At 66.1% G+C, this 21289-nt stretch carries 18 protein-coding genes; 4 read left to right on the top strand and 14 right to left on the bottom strand.

Annotation, left to right across the window (positions count from 1 at the left end; genetic code table 11):
- Nucleotides 1-247 precede the first annotated feature (247 nt).
- Complete coding sequence (locus tag BCEP18194_RS39190) at nt 248-427, top strand: hypothetical protein (RefSeq protein ID WP_081436537.1); 180 nt, start codon at nt 248-250, stop codon at nt 425-427.
- 15 nt (nt 428-442) lie between these two features.
- Here the strand turns inward: BCEP18194_RS39190 and BCEP18194_RS04475 are convergent, their stop codons facing one another.
- The 3 genes from BCEP18194_RS04475 to BCEP18194_RS41855 form a co-directional block, all read right to left on the bottom strand.
- The gene (locus tag BCEP18194_RS04475; protein WP_011350127.1) at nt 443-1561 is read right to left on the bottom strand and encodes a hypothetical protein; all 1119 of its coding nucleotides are present in this window, start codon (nt 1559-1561) and stop codon (nt 443-445) included.
- A gap of 415 nt (nt 1562-1976) precedes the next feature.
- Nucleotides 1977-3314, bottom strand: a complete 1338-nt coding sequence (locus BCEP18194_RS04470) for an McrC family protein (RefSeq protein WP_011350126.1) — start codon at nt 3312-3314, stop codon at nt 1977-1979.
- Nucleotides 3311-5380: an AAA family ATPase gene (locus BCEP18194_RS41855; RefSeq protein WP_157687119.1), complete on the bottom strand. Its 2070-nt coding sequence runs from the start codon at nt 5378-5380 to the stop codon at nt 3311-3313. The genes BCEP18194_RS04470 and BCEP18194_RS41855 overlap by 4 nt, the downstream gene beginning before the upstream one ends.
- 954 nt (nt 5381-6334) lie before the next feature.
- Here BCEP18194_RS41855 and BCEP18194_RS04460 point away from each other — a divergent pair.
- Genes BCEP18194_RS04460 through BCEP18194_RS04450 form a run of 3 tightly spaced genes read left to right on the top strand, consistent with a single transcriptional unit; the run spans nt 6335 to nt 9247 of the window.
- Nucleotides 6335-7321: a TRAP transporter substrate-binding protein gene (locus BCEP18194_RS04460; protein ID WP_011350123.1), complete on the top strand. Its 987-nt coding sequence runs from the start codon at nt 6335-6337 to the stop codon at nt 7319-7321.
- Nucleotides 7318-7890 carry a TRAP transporter small permease gene (locus tag BCEP18194_RS04455; RefSeq protein WP_011350122.1) on the top strand — a complete coding sequence of 191 codons (573 nt, stop codon included), beginning with the start codon at nt 7318-7320 and terminating at the stop codon, nt 7888-7890. Before BCEP18194_RS04460 ends, BCEP18194_RS04455 begins: the two co-directional genes overlap by 4 nt.
- A gap of 4 nt (nt 7891-7894) precedes the next feature.
- Complete coding sequence (locus BCEP18194_RS04450; RefSeq protein ID WP_011350121.1) at nt 7895-9247, top strand: TRAP transporter large permease; 1353 nt, start codon at nt 7895-7897, stop codon at nt 9245-9247.
- A 98-nt stretch (nt 9248-9345) separates the two neighbouring features.
- On the opposite strand, the gene BCEP18194_RS04445 is transcribed toward BCEP18194_RS04450, so the two are convergent.
- The 11 genes from BCEP18194_RS04445 to BCEP18194_RS04395 are packed head-to-tail and all read right to left on the bottom strand — an operon-like array spanning nt 9346 to nt 21274.
- Complete coding sequence (locus BCEP18194_RS04445) at nt 9346-9588, bottom strand: hypothetical protein (RefSeq protein WP_041492497.1); 243 nt, start codon at nt 9586-9588, stop codon at nt 9346-9348.
- Nucleotides 9589-9620: 32 nt separating this feature from the next.
- Nucleotides 9621-11039: an FAD-binding oxidoreductase gene (locus BCEP18194_RS04440; RefSeq protein ID WP_011350119.1), complete on the bottom strand. Its 1419-nt coding sequence runs from the start codon at nt 11037-11039 to the stop codon at nt 9621-9623.
- A 2-nt stretch (nt 11040-11041) separates the two neighbouring features.
- Complete coding sequence (locus BCEP18194_RS04435; RefSeq protein WP_041492496.1) at nt 11042-11584, bottom strand: hypothetical protein; 543 nt, start codon at nt 11582-11584, stop codon at nt 11042-11044.
- Nucleotides 11585-11642: 58 nt separating this feature from the next.
- Nucleotides 11643-12722: an ABC transporter permease gene (locus tag BCEP18194_RS04430; protein ID WP_011350117.1), complete on the bottom strand. Its 1080-nt coding sequence runs from the start codon at nt 12720-12722 to the stop codon at nt 11643-11645.
- A complete protein-coding gene (locus BCEP18194_RS04425) occupies nt 12715-13728 on the bottom strand; it encodes an ATP-binding cassette domain-containing protein (RefSeq protein WP_011350116.1) in 1014 nt (337 codons plus the stop codon). Before BCEP18194_RS04425 ends, BCEP18194_RS04430 begins: the two co-directional genes overlap by 8 nt.
- A gap of 13 nt (nt 13729-13741) precedes the next feature.
- The gene (locus BCEP18194_RS04420) at nt 13742-14815 is read right to left on the bottom strand and encodes a TauD/TfdA family dioxygenase (protein ID WP_011350115.1); all 1074 of its coding nucleotides are present in this window, start codon (nt 14813-14815) and stop codon (nt 13742-13744) included.
- A 3-nt stretch (nt 14816-14818) separates the two neighbouring features.
- Complete coding sequence (locus BCEP18194_RS04415) at nt 14819-15481, bottom strand: class I SAM-dependent methyltransferase (RefSeq protein WP_011350114.1); 663 nt, start codon at nt 15479-15481, stop codon at nt 14819-14821.
- 40 nt (nt 15482-15521) lie between these two features.
- Nucleotides 15522-16760 (bottom strand): citrate/2-methylcitrate synthase, encoded by a 1239-nt coding sequence (locus BCEP18194_RS04410; RefSeq protein WP_011350113.1) that lies wholly within the window; start codon nt 16758-16760, stop codon nt 15522-15524.
- Nucleotide 16761: 1 nt separating this feature from the next.
- The gene (locus BCEP18194_RS04405) at nt 16762-18612 is read right to left on the bottom strand and encodes an acyl-CoA dehydrogenase (protein ID WP_011350112.1); all 1851 of its coding nucleotides are present in this window, start codon (nt 18610-18612) and stop codon (nt 16762-16764) included.
- Entirely contained in the window at nt 18612-19703 is a 1092-nt protein-coding gene (locus BCEP18194_RS04400) for a hypothetical protein (RefSeq protein WP_011350111.1), read from the bottom strand. The genes BCEP18194_RS04405 and BCEP18194_RS04400 overlap by 1 nt, the downstream gene beginning before the upstream one ends.
- On the bottom strand, nt 19700-21274 hold the full coding sequence (locus tag BCEP18194_RS04395) for an acyl-CoA ligase (AMP-forming), exosortase A system-associated (protein ID WP_011350110.1): 1575 nt from the start codon (nt 21272-21274) through the stop codon (nt 19700-19702). Before BCEP18194_RS04395 ends, BCEP18194_RS04400 begins: the two co-directional genes overlap by 4 nt.
- Between the last annotated feature and the right edge of the window lie 15 nt (nt 21275-21289).

The following is a 21289-nucleotide window of genomic DNA, read 5'->3' as shown; positions in this document are numbered from 1 at the left end:
CGGCGCACGACCCAAACCAGCCGGTCGCCAGCCGAGACACGGAGTGACCGGTCAGAGCACCCCACCTGCCCCTCAAATTCGGAATCGCGGTTAGGTAACCGGCACGAGGCCCAGCCAATCCATCCCATTGCGGGATCGCAATTTCGTCAGAAAAACGGGATTAATTCGTGGAGAATCGCCCAGACAATTGTCCTCGCGTCGCCCATCTGGGGTACACCCAACTCAATATCGTTAAAGGGTGAACATCATGACTAAATCACGAACCGGCAACGGCCCCCGCTCGCCAATGACCGCGACTGACGCTGCACGCATTCAAGGAGCGACGGCTCGAGCCAATGGGGGGAAGGTCGCCCCTGGAAGCTTTGCTGCCCGTGCCACGTCTACAGCCGCTCGCAGTACCGGAAAACCGACTGGCGGCAAGAAATAAGCGACTCGACGCGGGCTATTGCAAAACCAGCGGCCACGGACGGGTGCCAGGCTTGGCACCCGCCGCAATTGCCGCATCCAGATGCCTGTTCCACATCGCCCGGTATCGGTCTACATCCACAGTTACGATTTGGGCAACGCGAGACCCATTTTGTCGGACGCACAGTACGGTAAATGCATGGGCTGCCACGAACAGCGGGATGGGCGCGCCGATATCCGAGCCTTTATCGCCCACTGCGTTTTCCCACATGTCGGAGAAATACCGCAACGTGAGTTTGCGCTCGCCAGTCCGCAGATTCGCGAGCCATTGCGGTGTGACTTTGGCCCACACGGCAAAAGTTCCGAGAAATGGCTTTCGCTTGGGGATAGATCTGCTCAGAACGCCGCTTGCCAATACGGAAGTGATATCGATAAGCCGCGCAACAGGCAACCGATACCAGCCCCGCATCCCATTTAGAGTCGTCGTCCTCTGCTCCAGCACTTCCGGCGATACGAACGGCACGACAAGCGTGAATAGTGGATTCGGCGTCAGCCTGGGGATCCAGTCCATACAGAATTCAAGGTCCCAACATGCTAACCAATCCATGATGGCATTCAGGCCGAAAGCGCGTAGAGGCTCATCCGCATCTTCCCAACTATGCGATTCCAGAAACGCCGACCAGAGTCGCGGAACGTCGACATTGTCCTCGTTCAAATCCCGGAAAAACGAGGCCGTTACGTAGTCGGTTTCGAGCAGAAATTCCCGAAATTTTGCGAAACCATCATCGAGCTCGCGCAAGCGCCTGAATGTTGCCGCACATTCATCTAACTCGCGACTCAGTTTCAGCGAGCGAGCATAGTTGCCAAGCTTCGGGTCATATCGTGGAGTAAGTGCAACACAATCGGCCAGAGGGGACGGCCACTGCGCACGTGTGCCCGGAAACCGGTCAAAGTGCCGCACTGCCTCGTCTATCAAGCACTTATTCGCGCGAGCATATTCTGCGACGATCGCCCCACGAATTTTCTCTGCCCCATTAGGATAAGCGAGTAATTTCCGGCCAGTTCGCACTGGCAGCCCAGTCGCGGCCGAAAATAGCGGTCCGGGCCGCTTCCCGGTCATCGAGAGCGTCAACTGCAACACGAATTCGTCAAACATGAGGAGGATGGCCCAGTACCCGACCCATGCAGGATATCAGGGCTCTTCTCTGCGACCAGCATTCGACCAGAATCCCTATCCGGCTAGCCGCCCGCCAATCTTGAGAGATCGGATGGATGGCCGCTATGGAGATGCGGCTGCCGCTCGAATGATCGGCTAGCATCTCTCGCGACCGTCGCATGATGGCCGAACCCGGCCGGTTGGTATCCAGTGGCGGCCGACTAGCGGATACCGACCCGTTGCGGTCCTTCACGTCAGCATTCCAGGAACGGCTGTTCTCTAGCGCATAAATGTCATCCATGCCTACTTCGCTACTGCTACTAGCGTGTTCCGTATGTGACGTTTTCCATACGGCGGAGGACGCGGGATGTAAAGGAACCCCAGAAGGTGACGGTCTGACTTCGCGTGTATCGAATCACCGGTAAGCAGCCTCCCCGGGCGGATAGGCTTGCAAATCTAAATAACTGGGGGGAAATTCAGAGTCCGGCGCAAGCCAATTCAGGCCATGCAGTGTTGCAGTGTCTAGGTCAAACGGCAGTACTTGCAAGCGCAACTCGGGAGTGAAATAGAATGGCTTCAGCGCCGCCTCGAACTGCCGCGTGCGCGGATAGATCAAATTCAATTCGCCAACGCCACCGAGATACTTCTGGCCGTAGGCATAGAGTTGATAGAAATCGGCCTGTTTAAGCCCATAGTTGTTGGTACGGTCCGCTCCGTCAATCAGTTTCCACTTGGCGTCGAGGATCCTCGGAGCATCTGGGCCCTCGATCAAATAATCCGGCTTGAGTTTGAAGATGCCGGTGCCGTCATGGTTGCAGAGCCAATGTCGCGAACCTTGCTCCGTCAGTCGGTAGTGAACAGGTAAAAGTATGCGTAACGCGTGGCCTACGTAACGCTCGAAAAGCCTCTCCATGGGGAACAGCAGACTGATCCCTTGCGTCTCACCGGTTAGCGCCAACGGCACCTGGTCGCCCAACACGATCTGACACCAGGGCCTGGCCTGGACGTAATGCGCCATCAGGCGGTCCGTGCGCCACGCCCGGAAATCCGCCGACGCGTTTCGACTGGCAGGGACCTCGTGAAGGATGTGCAGCAATTCATTGGCAACGCGCCAGTTATCGGCATCTCGGGTGCTTTTGCTCACGCGTATCAACCCGGACTTGAGTAGCCTGTTCTCGGCACGGTCTGGCGAGAACACGTCATACCGGATGTTCAGCAGATCGGCGTGAGCAGGCGACGCGCGCATTTGCTTTGCGATGTTCAGTTGGCCGCGCAAATAGCGCTGCTCTTCTTCGATACGAAGATAGTCGCGTCTCATGCCTCGTTTGATCACATGCTCGAGTGCCTGTAGAAACCGTCGCATCATCCATTCGGTGATAGGGTGATCAAAGCATTGAAGGGTAGCCTCGTCGCCTTCGCGCGGCGTAATTTCCATTGCCACTTCAAGCATGCGGCGCAGTAACGCTCGGGCCTGTTCGACAGTCTGGTTGTCGGCGCGGCTTACATGCTTGGGCAGGATCTCGAGACGCAGGCCGCCAGGCGATTCGAGTACGCCGACATAATTGTCCAGACGTAGCCACCGCTGGCTTTCGACATGCAGAACCTGCGCGCCAGTTCGCCCGCGCATACGCGCCGAAATCTCGCATAGCCATTCGAAGTCGGCGTTCGTAACTTGCGCCTGATCTAGCGACGTGGGCACAGCGCCCGTCGTTAAACGAGCGAATTCACGGACGGTCAGCGTGCGTGCGCTCATGCTTCGGTCGACAGGATGCCCGCATAGCTTTCAACGTTATCGAAGGCTTTTGTGTTCACTTCCCAACGTTTTTCGCGCAGCATGCCGACCAGCTCCGCGCCAAAGAGTTGTGCGAGTGGCGCGCCGCGCTGTCGGATGAAGCGCAATTCATCAGCCTTGCGATGATCGTTCAACACCCAGATGATTCGCTCCCAATCCTCAAAGAAATATTCCTGAAGCAGCGGAAATACCTGATGTCTGAAGATTCGAGCCAGCGTCTCCAGTGTGTTGCCACCTTCGGCGGCCAGCGGCATGAAGTACGCGTGGCCCAGCATGTGGTCGCGATCAAGTAATAGCTCAATGCGCTCATTCATGACCGCAAGCATTCGGCCGATGTTGACGCCGGCAACGTCTACGTCATCCAGAAAATCTGGCCGGGGCGCCATTTCCCTGAAAGTGAAGCGTCGACGCAAAGCGATATCCAGACCCGTTAGGGAGCGGTCAGCCGTGTTCATCGTACCGAGCAGATAGACATTGTCCGGCACCGTGAATGGCGTCTGCGAATACGGCAACGTAACCGTCAACGCTTCTGGATTGCCAGCCCGTTTGCTGGGCTCGATGAGCGTAATCAGTTCGCCAAAGATACGCGACACATTTCCCCGATTAATCTCGTCAATGATCAACACATAAGGCGTCGCGTCGACTCCAGTCGGTGGCGGCGCCGGTGCCAGCAAGGCATCGAGTTTCGTCATGTCGATTGAGCCGTCACGCAGTTCATAAAGCGTCATCTGGCTGAAGCGATTGTTCATCAATTCACCGAAGGCCAGGGACGGCTCATAGGACCGTAGCCATCGTACAGCACGGCTCTGCCTGTAGTCGTCGCCTTCCTCCCGTTCGATATGTCGGTAGGGTCCCGTGATCTCGCCAAGTGCCCGGAACTTCAGATTCCCGTCCGTAACGACGAGCAGGTCGCCCATCTTCATCACGTTTATGAAGATGTTAACCGCCGTTGCGGCGTAGTCGTTGACATCGGGTTGATGCCCGTGTTCGCGCATCCGTGCAGAGACGTCAGCTCGTGAGACGCAGCCGGTGTAGTCGAGCGCGTAACCATAGCCCAGCAGCGCCATCCCTTGCTTGATGCAGTCATCGTAGACGTATGCGTCATCGCCTTCAGCCGCACCTAAAGACATCTTCCAGATGCGGCGTCCGGAGAGTTTGATTGGCGGCTCGGTCTCGACGGATGTGTTGGTTGCGGCGGCCCCCCGTGCCCGATCGCACAGCGCCTTGAACACCCCGTCAACGACTTGATAGCTGATTTGTCCATTGCTGTGGCTAACCGCACGTATTCCCTCCACGAAGTCCTCGTAGCTGAAGCTTTGGTGGAAGGTGACGAAGCGCACGCGCCCGGCCTGAGCCAATTCGTCGAACCTTGTCTTCAACGCAGAACGTCGATTTAGATTGTCAGCCGCAGCGTTGCTGACAGGCTCTGGATACTGCGCCAGCAACTCGGGATCCAAGACGCGCAATGTTTCGTCAATCGTGGCATACGTCTTGCCGGTTCCCGGGGGACCGTACAGAATGGTGTTCATAAGGCGGGCATCTGGATGCATACCGCGTGGCGTCCGCTCGATTGGATCGGACTCGTCCGGGTCAATGTCAGGAGACGCTGAAGTGCCGTAGTCCGACGGACGGTAGCCTTCCCCTATCAAGTCGTTCGCGTAGGGGGCGATGCGCGGCGCCCACTCGTCGAGCCAGCGATTCATGGCGGTCGAATCAGGATGCGTCATAGGCGACATCGCCGGACGGTTCGCCAAACCCTTGCAGAGCCACTTGGCAAGCTCACAAGCAGGTCGTCCTGCCCTCAGCCGAATTCGAAAACTGACACGCCACGCTGAATGGCCGAACTTGCGTCGCCCGAATCGCAAGTCGGTGTACTGATAGTTTGGCCCACCTGTCGTCCACTGATCGGCATCGGGGTAACGTTCGCGTATGCACTCTATCACCCGCCAGGTCCACTCACGATCCGCATCCGACTTGAATGAGGCGAAGAGGTCCACACCATCCTTGTTGAGGTAGTTTTTGAGCAATTCCAGTCTCCGGGCAGCCATTGTCGCAATCACGGCGCCAATCATACCGCTCGGCTCAGCGATCGCGTCGCGTCTGTCGGTGACGACCCGATTGTGTGGACGCGGTTACTCGAAGAACGACGCAAAATTCGTGGGTCCGGCACACCCTCAGCCAGATGACTTGTCAGATTCCATCCTCCAACGAAGGGCCGCTCTCAGTGGCGTCGCCGACGTTCAAATGAGCACGCGATGGGATGGACGAGCATCTCTTCACGGCCGGGAGCCGTCGGAGTTGCGAGCCGAGCCGGTTACGTCGACTTGGTCGAAAGCCGGAAAAGCATGGTGCCAGCCGTGCACCCTGCGCGAACATGCGACCTATGCGGCATGAATCCGGACGGCGACATCACGGGGTGTTGTCGCCATTGCGTAGGGCAGTCGCAGTAACTTCGTCGCGCAGAGTCGCAAAACCGTGGCGCCAGTCGCACGTACTATGGCGCACTACGGCGGGGCAGGCGCCGCCGCCTGCCGCCGTCCGAATTCCCTGTCGTTTCTTCCTGGTCGTGCCGCACGCGGTGGTGCGTGGCCGGTGCGTGCACATGGCATCGCGCCAGCGCACTGGCATTGTGATCAGTCATCCTATGACAATTGCAAGCGAAGCGAAAGATTTCATTCCGACACCCGCGGAAGCAACTGCCCATCCGCCCAGCTTGAATGCAAACCCACTTCCAGAAAACGTTTCGCGCAAATTCGTCTAAACAGAGAAAACGATTCCCTGAAATTTGCCCAAAACCCGTCATGGGAGTGGCTCTACGGGTATGCACCAAGTGAGTTAAACGATTAACCGACGTACATTCGCGTCAACACGTCATACGACGTATGACTCAGCGGTCAGCGGTCAGCGGGCACGGCGCCGAAGAATGCGCATGCAGGCGGATCGCCGCGCAACAACGAGCACAACCATCAAGGAGACTGACGATGAAGCACCGATTCAACCGCTCCCGTATCGCCCTGGCCGTCGCGCTGATGGCCGGCTTCGCGATGTCCGCCCAGGCGCGCGTGTTCCGCTCGGCGGACGTGCATGGCGACAACTTCCCGACCAACATGGCCGTGAAGTTCATGGGCGACGAATTGTCGAAGCAGACGGGCGGCAAGGATTCGATCAAGGTGTTCGGCAACAGTGCGCTCGGCTCGGAGAAGGACACGGTCGACCAGGTGCGGATCGGCGCGATCGACATGGCGCGCGTGAACGGCGCGTCGTTCAACGAGATCGTGCCGGAATCGCTGATCCCGTCGTTCCCGTTCCTGTTCCGCGACGTCGACCATTTCCGCAAGGCGATGTACGGCCCGGCCGGCCAGAAGATCCTCGACGCGTTCACCGCGAAGGGGATGATCGCGCTGACGTTCTACGAGAGCGGCGCGCGCTCGATCTACGCGAAGCGCCCGGTGCGCTCGCCGGCCGACATGAAGGGGCTGAAGGTGCGCGTGCAACCGTCGGACCTGATGGTCGACGAGATCAAGGCGATGGGCGGCACGCCGACGCCGATGCCGTTCGCCGAGGTGTACACGGGCCTGAAGACGGGCCTCGTCGACGCGGCCGAAAACAACATGCCGTCGTACGAGGAAACCAAGCACTACGAAGTGGCGCCTGATTACTCGGAGACGCAGCACGCGATGACGCCGGAAGTGCTGGTGTTCTCGAAGAAGGTCTGGGACACGCTGTCGCCGCAGGAGCAGGCGGCGATCAAGAAGGCGGCGGCCGATTCGGTGCCGTATTACCAGAAGCTGTGGACCGCGCGTGAAGCGTCCGCGCAGCAGACGGTGACGAAGGGCGGCGCGAAGGTCCTGCCGGCCGCGCAGATCGACCGCGCGGCGTTCGTGAAGGCGATGCAGCCGCTGTGGACGAAGTACGAGAAGACGCCGCAGATGAAGCAGATCGTCGACGAGATCGAGGCCACCAAGTGACGCGTCGCACTTCCCTGAACAGCGCAGCGGCCGCGAGCGGGGCGGCAGCCGCCCCGGACGGCGCGACGCCGGCGCGGCCGCATGCCGCGCCGCTGTTGCGCTGCGTGAACGACGTGCTGTTCCGCGTGCTGGCCGTGATTGCGTCGGCGTGCCTCGCGGTGCTGACGGTGCTGGTTTTCTACGCGGTCGTGATGCGCTACGTGTTCGAGAATGCGCCGGATTTCGTGGAGCCGATCGCGCTGTTGCTCGTGATCGTGATCGCGATGTTCGGTGCGGCGATGAAGGTGCGCGACGGTGGCCATATCGGGCTCGATTCGCTCGTGCGCCGGCTGCCGCCGAATTCGCGCACGGTGGTGATCGCGATCCAGCACCTGAGCCTGATCGTGTTCGCGATCATGATCATGGTCGGCTGCGGCAGCATGGCCGCCGAGACGATGGGCGACCGCATTCCGATCATCGGGCTGCCCGAAGGCGTGCGCTACCTGATCGCGATGCCCGCGGCGATCGCCATCATCCTCTTCTCGCTCGAGCACCTGCTCGCGCTTCGTCGTTCTTCGCCGGGACAATAACGCCATGGAACTCGCGATCCTGTCCGTCAGTTTTCTGATTTTCCTCGTGCTGGGCGTGCCCGTGTCGTTCGCGCTCGGGATAGCCTGCGTGCTGACCTATATGGTCGAAGGCTTGCCGATCGCGACCGCGATGCAGGCCATGATCTCGGGGATGAATGCGTTCTCGTTCCTCGCGGTGCCGTTCTTCATCTTCTCCGGCGAACTGATGCTGCACGGCGGCATCGCGGACCGGATCCTGCGCTTCGCGCAGGCGACCGTCGGCCACTTCCGCGGCGGCCTCGGGATGGCGAACGTCGTCGCCTGCACGCTGTTCGGCGGCGTGTCGGGCTCGCCGACCGCCGATACGTCGGCGATGGGCGGCGTGGTGATTCCGCTGATGAAGCGCGAAGGCTACAGCGCCGCGTACGCGGTCAACGTGACGACGCATGCGTCGCTCGCCGGCGCGCTGATGCCGACGTCGACCAACATGATCATCTACGCGTTCGCCGCGCAGGGCATCACCGGGATGCTGCACGGCCAGCCGGTGAGCGGCGTGTCGATCGGCGACCTGCTGTTCTCGGGGCTGCTGCCGGTGTTGTGGGTGATGGGCTTCGTGCTCGCCGCCGCATACTGGCAGGCCGTGCGTCACGGCTATCCGCGCCGTGAAGACGGTTCGTCCGCGCTGCCGGCGTTCCCCGGCTGGTATGCGGTGCTGCGCAGCTTCGTCGGCGCGGTGCCCGGCCTGATGGTGATCGCGATCATCCTCGTGTGCGTCGCGAAGGGGATCGCCACCGCGACCGAAGCGGCCGCGATCGCCGTCGTGTACTCGCTGGTGCTGACCGCGGTCGTCTACCGTACGCTGACGGCCGCGAAGCTGCGCCGCGCGCTGTCGCATGCGGCGCGCACGACGGGCGTCGTGCTGCTGCTGATCGCGGTGTCCAACATGCTGCGCTTCCAGATGTCGTACCTGGAGATTCCGGATGCGATCGAAGGGCTGCTGAAGCAGTCGACCGCCGCGCCATGGCTGATGCTGCTGTACATCAACATCATCCAGGTGTTCCTCGGCACGTTCGTCGACATGGCCGCGCACATCCTGATCACGACGCCGCTGTTCCTGCCGATTGCGATGGCGTGCGGCGTCGGGCCGGTGCAGTTCGGGATCATGCTGCTGCTGAACTGCTCGCTCGGCCTCGTGCACCCGCCGATCGGGTCAGTGCAGTTCGTCGGCTGCGCGATCGGCAACGTGTCGATCGGCGAGACCACGAAGATGGCGTGGCCGTACTACCTCGCGATTTTCAGTGCGATCAACATCGTCACGTACCTGCCGTTCTTCTCGACCTGGCTGCCGAGCCTGATCAGCGGGCACGCGGTGTTCTGATCGTCGAATCGCGTGCTTCGCCCGACGTGGCGCCGGACGACCGAGGTTGTCCGGCGCCGCGGTCGTTTCTGCGGTGGCCTTTCAACGCACCGGAACGCTCAATCCTGCCGCGCCTCCGGCTCGCCGTTGCCGCCCGCCGACCGGTCGTCGCGCCAATCCTCAAGTTCGCGCCACAGCGCCGGGCGCGCATGATCGCGCGGCGGCAGCTGGATCACGTACGCCACCCCTCGCACGTTGACCACGACCCCCGAGGCGGGCAGCGTGGCCGGGATGCCGGAGTACGGCGGGTCGGCATCCGGTTCGGAGGCGGTACCCGGGCCGGGCGGATGTCGAAGGATCATGCGAATTCTCCGTGGCGCCGCGCAACGGCGCATCAATAGCGGACACGCCCGATCAGACCCAGCGGGTCGACGGCATGCTGGATAGCGGCGGCGACCTGCCGTTGTGCGGCCGGCACATGCTTGCGGTAGTACGCGACGTTGACCGGCCCGACGCCATGCTCGGCGCTGAAGCAGCCTCCGGCCCGCACCACGCGGTCGTACAGCGCGCCGCGCAGCGCCACCTGCTGCAGCGGCCCGTAGCGGTCCGCACTGGCGTGCGGGATCGACACGACGAGATGGCAGCCGCCGTCGCCGAAATGGCCGAACGTGTGACAGCGCAGTGACGGATGCGCGGCTGCGAGCCACTGCTCGGCATCGGTGACGAAAGCAGCCAGTGCGCCGCGCGGAAACGACACGTCGAACGACAGCGGAAGGCCGTCCTGCGCAACCGCGGCCGGCAGTGCGTCGCGGATCCGCCAGAATCGTTCGGCCGGTGCGCAGGCGGCGTCGAGCACTACGCGCTCGCTCGCCAGCGCGTCGAGCGTCGCGATCGTGCGTTCCTCGAGCAGCGCATCGAGCCCCGGCATGCCGGTCGCGATCTCGACAAGCGCGTAGCATGCGGCAGCGTCGGCTTCGAACGGAATGCGCGCCGCGGGATACGCGGCGGCGACGCAGCCGACGGCCGCCGCCGACATGAATTCAAACGCCGACAGCATCTCGCCGAACGCACGCTCGAACGCGAGCAGGCCGGCGAGCGCCGCGTCGTACGACGCAAACGCAACGAACGCCGCGCACGACGACCGTTCGAGCGGCGCGAGCGCGAACGACACGGCCGTCACGAGCCCGTTGGCGCCGTTCGCGCCGATGAAGCATTGCGTGACGTCGAAGCCCGTGTTGCGCTTGCGCAGCGGCGCGAGCGCGTCGATCACGGTACCCGCCGCGTCGGCGAGCACGACTTCGACGCCGAGCACGTTGCGGCGCACGTCGCCGTACTTGATCAGGCGGCTGCCGCCCGCGTTGGCGCCGACGAGGCCGCCGGCCGACGGATCGCTGCCGAGGTCGATCGGCAGGCAGAGGCCGGCTTCGGCCGCCACGCGGTTGATGTCCGACAGCCGCGCGCCGGCTTCGACCGTGATGCTGCGATTCGCCGCATCGAACGCGCGCACGGTGCGCATCCGGTCGAACGACACCACGCATTGCGTGCCGCTGCGATCGGGCACCGCGGCGCCGACGAGCCCGGTGCGCGCGCCCTGCGCGACGAGCGCGATGCGGTGCGCGACGGCGACCCGCGCGAGCGCGCTCGTGTCGGCGGTCGAGGCCGGCCGCGCGACGCCGAGCGCGATGCCGCCGTGGAGTGCCACATCCGTTACATACGAAGAACACGCGTCAGAAGATGCACCGTCGAGCCAGCCGTCGCCGAGCGTCGCGGCGAGCGCATGCCGCTGCGCGGCGCGGTCGGGCAGCGCGCTCATCGTCAGCCGGCCCGCACGAGCTGCTTGCGCAGGCGGCCGCGCACGACGACCAGCGCGATCAGCGGCACGACGCCGCCCCACAGCGGGCTGTGGCGCATCGTGATCGACACCGCGAGCGCGACGACGGTGACCGCGAGCAGCACGATCGACAGCGAACGCACGCGTCCGTGGTCGACGAACGCGCCGTCGACGAAACCGCCTTCCGACCACGCGGTATGCACGATGCCGACGACCAGCACGCAGACGAGCATCGCGGCCGGCCCGAGTTCCTCGCCCCACAAACGGCTACCTGTCGGCGACACGAGTGCCAGCACCGCGCCGATCACGAGGAACAGGTCGACGCCGATCGCAATGCTGTTGCGGTCCGCGCGGCGGATCAGCCATGCGCCGTGCACGAGCGCGAGCACGCCGCCGATCAGGAACGCGTGCGTCCAGCGTACGTCCGGCTGTTCGGGGCCGAGCCGGCCGTAGAACAGGAACACGATCGCCGGCAGGAAGTTGCTCGCGTGCAGCAGGTAGTCAGTGATGGGATTGCTCGATTTCATCGGGGGATTCTCCTTCGTCGAAACGTCGTAACGTCGAAACATCGGACACGGTGCGGTGTTACGCGTCGTGCCAGCGGAACAGCCGCGCGGCGGCGAACAGGAACAGCGCCGTGCTCGCGGTCATGCCGAGCAGTTGCGGCGCGAGCTGCGCATACGGGGCGCCGTCGACCAGCGCGCCGCGCAGCGCGACCGCGAACTGGTTGGTCGGCAGGAACGCGAGCACCGACTTCAGCCAGGCCGGTGCGTCGTGCATCGGGATCGTCAGGTCGCTGAAGAACAGCAGCGGGTAGTAGGTGACGTTGCACGCGAGTTCGGCGGCGGCCAGCGACTTGGTGCGGCTCGCGAGCAGCACGCCGATGCTGAGCACCATCGCCGCGCCGAGCAGCACGATCGGCAACGCACGCAGCCCGTCCGGCGTCGCGATCGGCAGCGCGATGCCGAACGCGACGCGTGCGACCGTCAGCAGCACGAGCGCCGACAGCGCCATCATGATCATCCGCGCGACGATCAGCGCGGCGAGGAACACGCCGCGCGAGACGGGAAAGCACACATACAGCTTGAACGTATTGCGTTCGCGCAGCGACGCGATCGCGGTCGTCGTCGAGTTTAGGCCGATCGCCATGAAGGCCATCACGAGAATGCCGGTCGCGAAAAATGCGCCATAGTCGAACGGGCGGCGCGCGGGTGCCGCGTTCTCGAAGCGGGCCTGCGCGGCGGGCAGCCCGAGCCGCTGCGCGGCGCAGCGCGCGAGCGCGATCTCGACCACGCGCGACGCGGCCTTGACCGCGAGCGAACCGTTGAAGTCGTAGCGGATCGTCGTCGGCGTGCGCTCGTCGGCGCCGAGCACGACGGTCACGCGATCGGCCGCCGCGCCGCGGCCGTCGAACGTCGCCTTCACCGTGTCGCTGTGCGTGAGGCTCGCGACGATCTGCGCTTCGCACGCGCGACTGTACGGCGTCGCGCCGCCGGGTACGTCGAACGCGATGTCTGCCGTGCCGAGCGAACCCGATCCGCCGAACGCGAACAGCATCACGCTCAGCAGAAACACCGGGAACACGAGCGTCCAGAACAGCGACGAACGGCTGCGCAGGTAGCCGAGCAGCTCGTTGCGCACGAGAATCAGGAACACCTTAGTCATGGGAAGGGCCCTCGGTACAGAGGCGCAGCAGGTCGCCCGGCGTGCTCGGCGCGAGCGCGAGATGCTGGATGCCCTGTTCGCCGACGATCCGGTGCACGTTCGGATGCAGCGTCGCATCGCCGAACACCTCGACGACATGCGCGGCCGACACGCGCACGCCGGTCACGCCCGGCAGCGCGGCGAGCCGCTTGCGCAACGCACGCGCGTCGGCTTCGTCGCGGCAATGCAGGACCGCGCGCGCTTCGCCGACGAGTTCGGCACGCAGCGCGTCCTTGTCGCCCTGGTAGCGCACGCCGCCGTCACGCACCCATACGAGATCGTCGACGACGGCGAGTTCTTCCTCGGCGTGGCAGATCATCGCGACGCTCGCGCCGTGCGCACGGTGGCGCAGCAGGTCGATCACGACACCCGCATAACGACGGTCGAGGCCGGTGAACGGTTCGTCGAGCACGGCCAGTTCGGGCCGGTGCGCGAGCGCGACGTAGAGATCGACGCGCTGGCGTTGCCCCTTCGACAGCGCGCGACACGGCTTGTCGAGCAGTTCGGCGATGCCGAGCGCATCCGTGACCGCGGCGTCCGCGCGCACGTACATCGCGCGGTGCAGCGCGACGATCTCCGACACGCGGAGATGGTCGGGATATTCGACCTTCTGCAATTGTGCGCCGATGCGCCGCAGCGACGGCGTATCGCGCATGAAGCGGGTGGCCGGCACGTCGAGCACGCGCACGTCGGTGCCGCCGCGCCGGAAGCCGAGCAGCGTTTCGAGCAGCGTGGTCTTGCCGGAGCCGTTCGGCCCGACGATCGCGGTGATCGCGCCGAGCCGGAACCGCACATGCCGCGCGGAAAAACGGAAATCGCCGGCCGCGACGTCGATCGCGCGTGCGCCGAGCGCCGCGCCGGGCGCGTGCGCATCGGGCAGCGGCTGCGTGCCCGAGCGCTGCGGCCGGTCGAATGCAGTGTGCGGGCCGACCATCGCGCGCACGGAAGCGAGGAACGAGGGGTTCATCGTCGGCATCCCGTCAGTCGAACAGCATGACCTGCGTGTCGCGCGCGCCCCGGTACGGGTTGCGGCCGTGCGCGACCAGCATGTTGTCGACGACGAGCACGTCGCCGACGTGCCACGGGAACGCAAGCTCCTCGTCGTCGAACGCGTCGTAGATCGCGACGAGATCGTCGAACGGCATCGGCGACCCGTCGCCATAGCGGATCTCGTACGGGAACGCGGCGCGCCCGCCGTACATGCGCTGCAGGTAGCGGTAACTGAGCTCGCCCATCGAGCGCGGGTTCGGATGCTGCGCACTCGCCTGGTTGAACCACACGGTTTCGCCGGTGCGCGGATGCGCGCGCAGCGCGCTGCCGACGTGCGACACGGTCACGCTGCCGTCGTCGAGCCAGCGGCAGCCGACGCCGCGTTCCGCGCACAGCCGCTCGACCTCGTCGCGCTCGCTCGTGCCGAATGCGTCATCCCACGGCCGGTGGTATTCGGCGAACGGCATGCCCGGATTGGCGGCGAGGCCGTCCGCGCGCTCGCCGGGCGCCGCGAAATTGCGCAGGTACATCACGCCGCGTTCGGCGAATCGTTCGCGCAGCGCGGCCGGCACGCGCGCCGTCACGCGCCGCATGTCGCAGATCGGCGTCTCGCCGCCCGCATCGGCCGGCTGCCGGCAATAGAACGCGACGAGGCGCGGGAACGCGGGCATGTAGGCCATCTCCTGATGCAGCCCGATCTTGAACGGCGGCGGCATGCGGGTCGACTCGTACACCTGGCCGTCGATCTGCTTGCGCGGCGCGGCGCCCGCGGTGTAGCCGTTCGCGTGCGCCGGATACAGCGAGCCAAGGCAGCCGAACGCGGCGGTGTCGGGCACCGCGAAGCCGCGCCACAGCAGCGCGCCGCACGCGTCGAGCAGCGTGTCGATCGTGTCGAGCCGCGAGCGGTACCACGCGACGAACATCTCCGGCGAGGTCGCGAGTTCGGCGCTGCGCGGCGTCACGCACAGCGGCAGCGTCGCGCCGGACGCGACCGCCGAGCAGTGCACGTCGTCGGCGCCGAGCCGTGCGGCGGCGTGCGCGGCGAGGAAGGCGAGGTCGGTCATCACTCAGGCCAGCGCCGGTTTCTTCAGCAGGATCTCGAAGCCGAGCGCGCCGAGCCCGGCGCTCGGGCTGTAGATCGACGCGACTTCCGCGAGACCGGCTTCGGCGACGAGCGCATGCGCTTCGTCGAGCGTGATCTTTTCCTCGACGTGGGTCGGCGGATAGTCGGCGGCGGCGCGCATCGCGGTGAAGCGGTCGAGCAGGTGCTGCGGCGCGTCGCGGCGCATGTCGTGCACGAGCGCGATGCCGCCCGGTTCCAGCACGCGATACATCTCGGTGAGGCTCAACGCCTTGTCAGGCAGGTGGTGCAGCGTCGCGCGGCCGACCGCCATCGTCAGCGTGCCGTCGTCGAACGGCAGCGCGAGCGCGTCGCCGACGCGCATCTCGATCGTGTCGTCGAGATCGAGTTCGTGGATGCGCGGGCGGCCTTCGTCGAGCATCGCCGGATCGAGGTCGATGCCGACGTAGCGCCAGCCGCGCATCGCCGGATCGGTCGCGAGCCGCACCGGCACGACGCCGGTGGCCGTGCCGATGTCGGCGATCACGCCGGGCGTCATCCCGCGCGCAAGCTGGCGGATGCGGCTGATGAACAGCAGGTCCCACGGTTCGAGCGTTTCGGTGGCGAAGCGATCGTAGTCGTTCGCCGGGCGCAGGTTCTTGAGCAGCATGACGTTCCTTTTGCAGAAGGGTGCCGAAGGGATGAAGGGATCACAGCCAGCCGACCGGCACGGCGGCCAGCAGCCGTCGCGCAGTCGCGCTGTTGACGCCGAAAGCCGGGCGGCGGCGGCGTTCGACCGCATGCGCGGCCATCGCCGCGATGCGGGCGCCGAGCCCGACGCCGATGCCCCATGACGGTGCGGCGACACCGAGTTCGAGCAGCGTCGCGGCCGTCAGGAAATCGATGTTCGGGCGCAGCGATCGGCGGGCGTCGGCTTGGGCGCAACACGCGTCGAACAGCGTGACGTAGGCGCCGTCGAAGCCGTGCGTCGAGAAGAGGCCGCGCATGTGCGGCGGACGCGGGTCCGCGACGAACAGCGGATGGCCGAAGCCGTACAGCGTGCGTTTCGCGTCGAACGTGGCATCGATCGCCGCGTGTCCGGTGGCGGCGAGCGCGGCAGGCGGTGCGCCGGTGCCGCCCGGGACCGACTGCGCGAGCGCGGCGAGCCACTGCATCGCCTCGAGCGCGGCGCCGACGTGCGACGGCCCGCTCGCGAGAAAACCGGATGCGATCGCCTGCGTGAGCGTGACGCCGGTGCCGATCGCGACACGCGGCGCAAGCACGGTCGGCGTGATGTAGCCGAAGCCGGCGTGCCACGCGACGAGCAGCATGTCCATCGCGGCTTGCGCCGGTGCATCGGTGCGCGTCGCGCCGGTCAGCACGAGCATGCGTTGCGCGTGACTCGACGTACCGGCGAGCGATGCGCCGATCGAGTCATGGCGTGCCACGAACGGACGGCCCTCGATTGCCGCATGCAGCAGGAACGGTGCGGCGGCCGCGCATAGCAGCATCGTATCGAGATCGGCGTCGTCCGGCGCTTCGCCGTGCACGCGTGCCGTCACGTCGTCGAAGCCGCGCAGCAGGCCGGACGCGGCCGCGAACACCGGCGCGACACCCGCTGCGCCGAGATCCGCAGCGACGGATTGCGCGGCCGAGCCGGACGCCAGCGCGTCGGCGAATGCCGCGAGCCGCGTGCCGATTGCCGTTTCGTGCGCGCGATGAGCGGTACTGCCGGGTGCGACGTCGAACCACAGGTGCGCGAGCGCGCCTTCGAACGTGGTTGAGCCGATCAGCGCGTTCAGGTCGAGATCGCGCACGCGCAGCGCTTCGGGTTCGAGCGTCGCGCCGTCGATGTCGGTGCCTCGATGGCGGGTTGCCGGGCGGCCGAGCAGGTTGCGCGGGGCTTCGCCGGCCGGGGTGGTCGTGGCGGAATCAAGAGTCGTGTCCATGTCATTCCACCTGCGCGAGTTCTTCGCTGCTGACGCTGATCGCCGCATGCGCCATCGCGGCGATCACGGCCGCGTGCTGGTCGACGACGGGCAGCACGTTCGCGAAGTAGTAGCGCGCGCTTTTCAGCTTGCCGCGATAGAACGCGAGTTCGGCCGGCGTGTCGGCGGTGTCCGGCGCGTCGAGCCGGCGCGCGGCGATCGTCGCCGATTCGAGCAGCACCCACGCCGACGTGACGACGCCGAACATCTCGAGAAAGCGCGTGTAGAACTGGCTGCTGCGGTGCGTGTGACCGTCCTGCACGTCGCGCGCAATGTCGTCGAGCGCGGCGGCGATCCGGTCGGCGCCCGTGCGCAGCGCATCGAACAGCGGGCGCAGCTCCGCATGCGTGCCGGTGTGATGCTGGCGCGCGAGGAACACGTCGAGTTCGTCGCGGTAGTACTGGATCAGTCGCGAATGACGGCCGAAGCCGAGCTTGTCGCGCACGAGATCCTGCGCCTGGATGTAGTTCGTGCCTTCCCAGATCGACAGGATCTTCACGTCTCGCGCGTTCTGCTCGACGGGGCTCGCATCGGTATAACCGAGCCCGCCGTGCACCTGGATCGCGGATTCGCAGATCCGCCACGCCTGGTCGGAGATGAACGCCTTGCAGATCGGCGTGAGCAGCAACTGGAGCTTGCGGTGACGCTCGATCTCGGCCGGGTCGGCGTCGGGCGTCGCTTCGAGCATCGCCGCGCGCGTGGCGGTCGCGGCGAGCTTGCCGAGCAGGCCGCGGCAGCCGTCGACGCGGCTCTTCATGTCGACCAGCATGCGCTGCACGTCCGCGTGCTCGACGATCGCGACGCGTGCCGCATTGGTGTTCGACGCGCGCTCGATCGGCCGGCCCTGCAGCCGGCGGCCCGCATACTCGACCGCATGCAGGTACGCGCTCGACGCGACGCCGACGCCGAACATCCCGGTGCTCATCCGCGCCTGGTTCATCAGCGGCATCAGCTGCAGCAGGCCGACGTTGCGCCGGCCGCCGAGCAGCCAGCCTTTGGTCGTGCCGTTCGAACCGAACACCAGGTGCGTGTTCGCGCAGCCCTTGAGCCCCATCTTGCGCGGCAGGCCGATGCAGTCGACATGGTTCGACTGCAGTTCGCCCGTTTCCTCGTCCGGCCAGAAGCGCGGCACGACGAGGCACGACAGCGAGAACGAGTCCGGCGACGCGGTGTCGATGCGGCCGAGCACGAAATACAGTGTGTTCTCGGTCAGCTCGTGCATGCCGGCCGAGATGTAGACCTTCTCGCCGTCAACGGCGTAGATGTCGCGTTCGAGCGGCGTCGCGCGAAGCGCGACCGCGGTGAGATCGGTGCCGGCCTGCGGTTCGGTCGCGCAGAAGCAGGCATCCCAGCGGTACGCCTCGAGCGGTGCGATCAGCGCCTTCTGGTGCGGCGTGCCGTGCATCTGCAGCAGCTTGATCGCGGGGCGCGTGAAGCCGCCGTAAGTCATGAACGACGGGTTCGCGCCCATGAACATCTCGTAGATCATCTGCGTGACGATCGGCGGCAGCCCGTGCGCGGTGCCGAACAGCGTGTTCGACCATTCGTCGCGAAAGCGCGCCCACAGCGCGTGGAAATGCGACGGAATGCGTACCTGGCCGTCGTCGAGCAGCGTGCAGCCCTCGACGTCCGCCTGCTGGTAGCTGCGGCCCAGGTCGAGTGCGAAATCGCGTGCGCGTTCGAGCAGCGCGTCGATCGACGCGCGGTCGTGCGTACCGTACAGGCTGTGTTCCGCCAGGAACCGCTTGTCGGCTTCGAACAGTTCCCACAGAAAGAAGCGCAATTCGCGCAGGCTCACCTTGTAGGCGCTCATCACGCGTCTCCTTCGATATCGAGTGCGGCATCGAGGCCGCCGGCGAGGTCGACGACGGCTGCCGCCGCTGCACCATGCAGTGCCGCATCCCACACGAGCACCGTGCGGCGTTCGCCTTCGTCGAGCGCGCCCGCGAGCCGGATCAGCGCGGCCGCCGATTCGGCCGACGACAGGTGGCCGGCGGCTTCATGCTGGATGCGGGCGGCGACCGGGATCGACGCGGCGTCGGCCACGCGTGCCGCGAGGCCGGGATCGAAGCCGGGCGGCACGCACCAGTCGATCTGGCCGGCGCGCAGCCCGGCCATGTCGAGCGCGCGGCGGATCGCCCGCGCGGCGACCGGCGCGAGCGTGTCGCGCAATGTGCCCGGCGCGTCGGCCCACGGATCGGCGATCGACGGCCCGAACTCGACCGCGACGGACCGCACGCCGCCCCAGTCGGCCGGCTCGGGCGCCGGGCCGGCACGCGATACGAGCAGCGCGGCCGCCGCGTCGCCGTAGCCGACCAGGTCGCCGAACTGGCGGAAGAACGGGTAGAGCCACTTGTCGCTGAGGATCACGAGCGCCTGGTCGCCTTCGTCGAGCAGCCCGTCGAGCAGCATCAGCGCCGAATACCAGCCGAGCGTGCCGTTCTGGCCGAGCGCGAACGGCGTCACGCGCTGCAGGCCGAGCTCGTACTGCATGCGGCCGACGACCGAATCGCCGATGCCTTCGTTGAGTGCGCAACTGGCGACGATCACGTGGGTCGTGCGGGCCAGTTGCCCGGAGCCGAGCTGGTCGCGCAGGTCGAGGGCGGCATCGGCGGCGAGGTCGGCGAGGCTGCGGCCGGGCGGCGCGACCCGCAACGTGGGCCGGCCGCCCGGCGCGAGGCGCGTGCCTTCGTCGGGCGTCAGCGCGCCCATCCCGCGCGGGCGGGCAAAGCGGGCCTGCGGCAGCAGCAGGTGCCGGTAGCCGGGATGGCGTTCCTGCGCCTGGATCGCGCTGAACACGACGGCGGGCGGCAGCACCACGACGCCGCCGGACAGGGCCAGCGTGCCGGGCTCGGCGACGCGGCGCGCGCCGAGGCAGGTTTCATCGAGCGTCGACAGGGTCATGCGGCGGTCTCCTCGTTCGTGCGCGCGAACGCGTCGCGATACTGGTTTTTCAGCGCGGGTCGGTCGATCTTGCCGTTCGGGTTGCGCGGCAACGCCGGCAGCGGCTCGACGACGAGCGGGCTCATGTAGGTCGGCAATGCGTCGCGGCACGCGCGTGCGATGTCGGCGCGGCACGCGTCGGCGTCGAGCGTCGACACGACGCATGCGGCGATCGCTTCGCCCAGCGACGCGTGCGGGACACCGAACACCGCGGCCTCGCGGATGTGGGGCAGCGCGAACAGCACGTCCTCGACTTCGGTCGGGCTCACGCGATAGCCGGACGTCTTGATCATGTCGTCGCCGCGCGCGACGAAGTACAGGTAGCCGTCCGCGTCGCGGCGCACGATGTCGCCGGACCACACGGCGACGTCGGGGCGCGGGATCTCGCCGTGCCGGCGCGGCAGCGGGCGAAAGCGCTGCGCGGTCAGCTCGGGCCGGTTCCAGTAGCCGAGTGTGACGAACGCGCCGCGATGCACGAGTTCGCCCGGTTCGTCGGCCGCGCATTCGCTGCCGTCCGCGCGCAGCACGAGGATGTCGGCGTTCGGCACGGCCTTGCCGATCGATGTCGGGCGCAGTGCGGCGTCGGCCGGGGGCAGGTACGTCGAGCGAAATGCTTCGGTCAATCCGTACATCAGGTACGGCGCGGCGTTCGTGAACACCGCCTGCAGGCGGTGCAGCAGCGGCGTCGCCAGATGGCCGCCGGTGTTCGCGAAGCGGCGGATCCGCGTGCGCGCCGTATCGCTCCAGCCGGCCGAGGCGAGCTGCATCCACAACGGCGGCACGCCGGTGATCGACGTCACGCCGAACGCGTCGCAATGGCGCGGCACTTCGGCCGGCTGCAGGAAGTCGAGCGGCGCATAGCACGCGCCGGACGCCAGCGCGGTGGTGAGCTGGCTCAGGCCCGCGTCGAAGCTGAGCGGCAGCACGCCGAGCACGACGTCGTCACTGGCCAGCCCCTGGTATGCGGCGACGCTGAACGCGCCCGATACCAGGTTACGGTGCGACACGACCACGCCTTTCGGCTTGCCGGTCGAGCCGGACGTGTAGAGCAGCGCGGCGGGATCGTCGTCCACCGGCCGGCCGGTGTGAGCCGGCGCCGATGTGTCGGTGCCGGGCGCGTTGATCGCATCGGCCAGTTCCTCGATCAGCATCGCGCGGGCGCCGACGAGCGCGGCGAGCGCCGACAGGCGCTTCAACCGCTGCGCGCCGGTCATGAACAGCGCCGCGCCGCTGTCGGCGACGATGTGTTCGATCTGCGCTTCCTTCAACTGCGGATTGACCGGCACGAAGATCGCACCGAGCGCGTTGGTCGCGAGCATCGCGACCACGGTTTCGATGCGTTTCGGCGCGTAGATGGCGACGCGCTCGCCGGGCTGCACACCGCGCGACGCGAGCGCGGCGGCGGCGCGGCGGACCGCGCGCGCAAGCTGTTCGTAGGTCATCGTGCCGCCGCCGTCGGCATACGCGGGATGCTGCGGCCAGCGCGCGGCGCCGTGTTCGAGCAGGTCGGCGACGCTGATCAGGGCGTTCATGATCGGCTCCTCTCT

Origin of the sequence: Burkholderia lata (assembly GCF_000012945.1) — a bacterium.
Lineage (GTDB): Bacteria > Pseudomonadota > Gammaproteobacteria > Burkholderiales > Burkholderiaceae > Burkholderia > Burkholderia lata.
This window is presented reverse-complemented; position numbering and strand designations above follow the sequence as displayed.